This window comes from Halorussus salinus (genome assembly GCF_004765815.2).
Classification (GTDB): Archaea; Halobacteriota; Halobacteria; order Halobacteriales; family Haladaptataceae; genus Halorussus; species Halorussus salinus.
This window is the reverse complement of the sequence record NZ_SBIS02000015.1, coordinates 1-5,266: the sequence shown is the minus strand read 5'-3', so window position 1 is coordinate 5,266 and position 5,266 is coordinate 1. Positions and strand designations below refer to the sequence as shown.

Below are 5,266 nucleotides of genomic sequence, written 5' to 3'. Positions count from 1 at the left end.
GGATTTTCGGTTGGTTCGAAATGAGGAAACCCCCGGAGCCAGCGTGGTGCTGGTCGGGGGTGATGTGTGTGGGTATGAGTGGGAGGCGGCGAAGCGGGGTTTCCAGAGGCTCGCGCACTCCAGTACTTGCCGCAACGCAGGCGGGCTTAACTTCCGTGTTCGGGATGGGTACGGGTGTCGCCCCGCCGCTGTGGCCGCCTTAACGCCGACTCGCGGAATCGAACCGCGAATTATGCCAATGTCGGTGGTCCGAACGGTTTGTTGACCGTATGTAGTTGTGCAATCCAGTTTGCGCCTGGACCCGATTGTGATGGAGTCACTCCGGGTGCAGTGCGGTGTGTGATGAGTGTGTGGCTTGACCGGTTAGTACTCGCGGACTGAACGCCTCGTTGCCTCGGCGCGTACATCCCGAGCCTATCGAACTCGTCTTGTACGAGTGGTCTCGGTGGTATCTCTTTTTCAGGTGGGTTTCGAGCTTAGATGCGTTCAGCTCTTACCCCGTGATGCGTGGCTGCCCGGCACGCGCCCTTTCGGACGACCGGTACACCAGTGGCATCCAATCGTAGTTCCTCTCGTACTATACGATTGTTCCTGTCAGATACCGTGACACCCCCAATAGATAGCAGCCGACCTGTCTCACGACGGTCTAAACCCAGCTCACGACCTCCTTTAATAGGCGAACAACCTCACCCTTGCCCGCTTCTGCACGGGCAGGATGGAGGGAACCGACATCGAGGTAGCAAGCCACTCGGTCGATATGTGCTCTTGCGAGTGACGACTCTGTTATCCCTAAGGTAGCTTTTCTGTCATCTATCGCCCGCATCAAGCAGGCTGATAGGTTCGCTAGACCACGCTTTCGCGTCAGCGTCCCGTGTTGTGAAGGACACTGTCAGACTTCCTTTTGCTCTTGCGCTCTGTTCCGCGTTTCTGACGCGGATGAGGAAATCTTGGGGCACGCTCGATATCTTTTCGAGCGTGTACCGCCCCAGTCAAACTGCCCGGCTACCGGTGTCTTCCTCCCGGAGTGAGGGTCACAGTCACTGACGGGTAGTATTTCAATGCTGCCTCGGTGGCCCGCTAGCGCGGGTACCTGTGTAATGGCTCCTACCTATGCTGCACATCAGCGACCGTGTCCCAGCGACAGCCTGCAGTAAAGCTCTATAGGGTCTTCGCTTCCCCTTGGGGGTCTCCAGACTCCGCACTGGAACGTACAGTTCACCGGGCCCAACGTTGGGACAGTGACGCTCTCGTTGATCCATTCATGCAAGCCGCTACTGAAGCGGCAAGGTACTACGCTACCTTAAGAGGGTCATAGTTACCCCCGCCGTTAACAGGTCCTTCGCCCCGTTGTACCGGGTGTTCAGATACCTGCACTGGGCAGGATTCAGTGACCGTACGAGTCCTTGCGGATTTGCGGTCACCTATGTTGTTACTAGACAGTCGGAGCGTCCGAGTCACTGCGACCTGCTCCTATCCGGAGCAGGCATCCCTTATCGCGAACTTACGGGACTAACTTGCCGAATTCCCTAACGTCGGTTGCTCCCGACAGACCTTGGCTTTCACCGCCAGAGTACCTGTGTCGGATCTCGGTACGGACATCATGCTCCCTTTTCACGGGCCCTAGGTAACACCGACTTGCGCTATCTCCAGCTTCGTTCGCTTCGTGCCGTTACGGCTTCCACGAAGTTCCTGGATTCGACCGGGCGAAAGCCCGGCTCGATGGTTCCCAAGGCGTCGGTTTCACTGCATGATGGCACAGGAATATTAACCTGTTTCCCTGTTGTCTCATTCGAGTTGCGGTGAGACTTAGGACCGGCTAACCCTCGGCTGATCAGCATTGCCGAGGAACCCTTACTCGTAAGGCCGTCGGGGTTCTAACCCGACTAACGCTGCTACTATGACCAAGATTTTCGTTCCCGTTCGGTCCACGCGAGCTCTCGCCCGAGCTTCCATCCAAACGGAATGCCAACCTACTCAATCACCTTGTTACGGGTGTGGCCAGGTCTCGGTGGTAGACTTGAGCCCCGATCATTTTGGGCGCCTCAAACCTCGGCCGGTAAGCTGTTACGCTTTTCTTAGAGGGTAGCTGCTTCTAAGCTCACCTCCCGGCTGTCTAGGGCTTGAGACCACCTTCAGATTGCACTTAGTCTACACTTTGGGACCTTAACCCAGCTCTGGGTTGTTCCCCTCCTGGTGCACAGGCTTACCCCGCACACCGGATTCCCTGCGTCGACGGCGTTCGTAAGTTTGGAGTTTGACAAGGGGACCAACTTCTCTCGAAGTTGGTTCCCCTAATCGGTCGCTCTACCTCACGAACTACCTCGGCAGAGGTCATGCTTCGACATGTTTCGGTTGGAACCAGCTGTTGCCAGATTCGATGGGCCTTTCACCCCTACACGTAGGTCACGGGAGGGTATTGTAGGACACCATCCCTAACAGGCCTCCACGTGCCTTTCGGCACGCTTCACCTTGCCCACGCGTAGATCATCTGGTTTCGGGTCGTGTCCGCTTGACTCCCCGCCCTTGAAGACGGCGGCCCTCGCCCGTGAAGGCTGCGGCCATGTTGGTTTCCCTATGCCTGCCCGGATGAACCGGTTAGGCTTGCCAATCAGACACACTCCTTGGTTCGTTTTTCAAAACGTACGATGAGACACCGGCTCCCTGCAAGTCCTACTGCGAGTTTGCACTCGCCTCGTTTGTTGCAGGGCCTTTCGAGCCTCATCGCTCGATCGCCAACTGATTTCAAGCTCTATTGCACCTCCTGTTGTAGGGTGCTTTTCAGTGTTCGCTCACGCTACTTGTTCGCTATCGGTCTCGAGTCGTGTTTAGTCTTCGCGGTCGATGCCCGCGATATTCACAAGGAATTTCCAATCCCTGTTACTCTGGAGCTGACGCACACCGTACTAACTCAAACTACGGGGCTTTCACCCTGTGTCGCGCTCCGTTCCAGAAGACTTCGTTTGAGTGGTCGGGTGCTGAGGGTCAGTCCGGAACACCACATTGCCCGTGAGGGCTTCGGTTTGGACTGTGTCGGTTTCACTCGCGGTTACTCACGACATCTCTTGCGATTTCTTTTCCTGTCGATACTAAGATGTTTCAATTCTCGACGTTCCCCATTGCGCAAGGCAATTGTTGTAGGGATTCCCATTCGGAGATCCCAAGTTCTTCGCCTCCGTGCGGCTTCCTTGGGCTTATCGCAGCTTGGCACGTCCGTCATCGGCGCTCGAGCCGAGCTATCCACCAGCTGGCACAGTAGCCACGCTGTTGGTAATCGTACATCGCACTGTGACCCGGGTTGACTGCATCGCAATCGGATCCAGTGGACGCCTGGATTGCACGTACATACGGTCGTCATCGTCACGTCCTACAGGTGATGTAGGAGCGTGCGTCGAACCCTTCCTACACGCGCTCTCACGGTGTAGTGCATCGGTTGGTGTGGATTGAATCATTGCGCCGTCTCCCACTTAAGGGACACGGTTCGATTCGCACCACGACATGGACCCACTGGGATTTGAACCCAGGGCATCCTCCTTGCAAAGGAGGCACTCTACCACTGAGCTATGGGCCCACCTCCTCAGACGAGGAGGTGATGAACGTTAACCCTGGCAGTTCAAAGGTGCCCGACCACCGAAGCAGTCGGAGTCGTCGAGGAACCCTCGCGTGTGCTCGTCGTAGTGACGAGCGGATGTGGGCCCACCCATCGGGTGGGTCCCGTGCGTTAGGAGGTGATCCAGCCGCAGATTCCCCTACGGCTACCTTGTTACGACTTAAGCCCCCTTGCGAAGCCCAGATTCGACCCGGGAACCGGGCCTCATCCGGACCTCACTCGGGTGCTTTGACGGGCGGTGTGTGCAAGGAGCAGGGACGTATTCACCGCGCTCTTCTGAAGCGCGATTACTACCGAATCCAGCTTCATGAGGGCGAATTTCAGCCCTCAATCCGAACTACGACCGAGTTTGAGAGATTACCGTCCTCTTTCGAGGTTGGAACCCGTTGTCTCGGCCATTGTAGCCCGCGTGTAGCCCAGCTCATTCGGGGCATGCTGACCTACCGTTGCCCGTTCCTTCCTCCACGTTAGCCGTGGCGGTCTCCCTAATGTACCCAACTACCTCGAGGGTATTGCTGGCAATTAGAGATGCGGGTCTCGCTCGTTGCCTGACTTAACAGGATGCCTCACGGTACGAGCTGACGGCGGCCATGCACCTCCTCTCTGCAGCTCGGGTAAGCTCATCATACTGACCGTCGTTACTGCAGTCGGAGCTGGTGAGATGTCCGGCGTTGAGTCCAATTAAACCGCAGGCTCCTCCGGTTGTAGTGCTCCCCCGCCAATTCCTTTAAGTTTCATCCTTGCGGACGTACTTCCCAGGCGGCTCGCTTCTCGTCTTCACTACAGCACAGCACACACTCGTAGTGTGTGCCATACTTAGCGAGCATCGTTTACAGCTAGGACTACCCGGGTATCTAATCCGGTTCGTGACCCTAGCTTTCGTCCCTCACCGTCGGGTCCGTCTTTCCGAGGCGCTTTCGCCACCGGTGGTCCGTCCAGGATTACGGGATTTCACTCCTACCCCGGACGTACCCCTCGGATCTTCCGGCCCCAAGCCAGCTGGTTTCCGCCGGACGCCCACTCGTTGAGCGAGTGGATTTCCCGACGGACCTGTCTGGCTGGCTACGGACGCTTTAGGCCCAATAATAGCGGCCATCACTTGGACTGCCGGTATTACCGCGGCGGCTGGCACCGGTCTTGCCCAGTCCTTATTCGTACACCACCTTACGGTGTACAAAAGCGAGGACTATATGCCCTCGCACTCGGAGTCCCCTTATCGCACTGTCGTGCAGTGTAAAGTTTTCGCGCCTGCTGCGCCCCGTAGGGCCCGGAATCTTGTCTCAGATTCCGTCTCCGGGCTCTTGCTCTCACAACCCGTACCGATTATCGGCACGGTGGGCCGTTACCCCACCGTCTACCTAATCGGCCGCAGCCACATCCTGTAGCGCTGGCGCGTTTCTGGCTCTCGACACTCCAGTCTGAGAGTCGTATCCAACATTAGCCTCAGTTTCCCGAGGTTATACTGGTCTACAGGGTAGTTTGGCCACGTGTTACTGAGCTATCTGCCACGGGTCTAAACCCGTGCGACTAGCATGGCTAAATCGGACTCCGATAGCAATGGCCTCCGGCAGGATCAACCGGAATGGTTGCCGAGCGCGTAGTGGCTCGGTGGGTTTCTGGCGGAGACACATGTATCGTGTCTATCTTCTAATGGTCCGT

At 57.0% G+C, this 5,266-nt stretch carries 1 tRNA gene and 3 rRNA genes; all 4 read right to left on the bottom strand.

Features of this window, described 5'->3' with window-relative positions:
• Positions 1-80 precede the first annotated feature (80 nt).
• Positions 81-202: ribosomal RNA gene (gene rrf, locus EPL00_RS23395) — 5S ribosomal RNA — on the bottom strand.
• A 143-nt stretch (positions 203-345) separates the two neighbouring features.
• Positions 346-3,265: ribosomal RNA gene (locus tag EPL00_RS23390) — 23S ribosomal RNA — on the bottom strand.
• Positions 3,266-3,496: 231 nt separating this feature from the next.
• A tRNA-Ala gene (locus EPL00_RS23385) sits at positions 3,497-3,568 on the bottom strand.
• Between the two features lie 152 nt (positions 3,569-3,720).
• Positions 3,721-5,191: ribosomal RNA gene (locus EPL00_RS23380) — 16S ribosomal RNA — on the bottom strand.
• Together the 16S, 23S and 5S rRNA genes with 1 tRNA gene alongside form the textbook arrangement of a ribosomal RNA operon.
• Positions 5,192-5,266 lie beyond the last annotated feature (75 nt).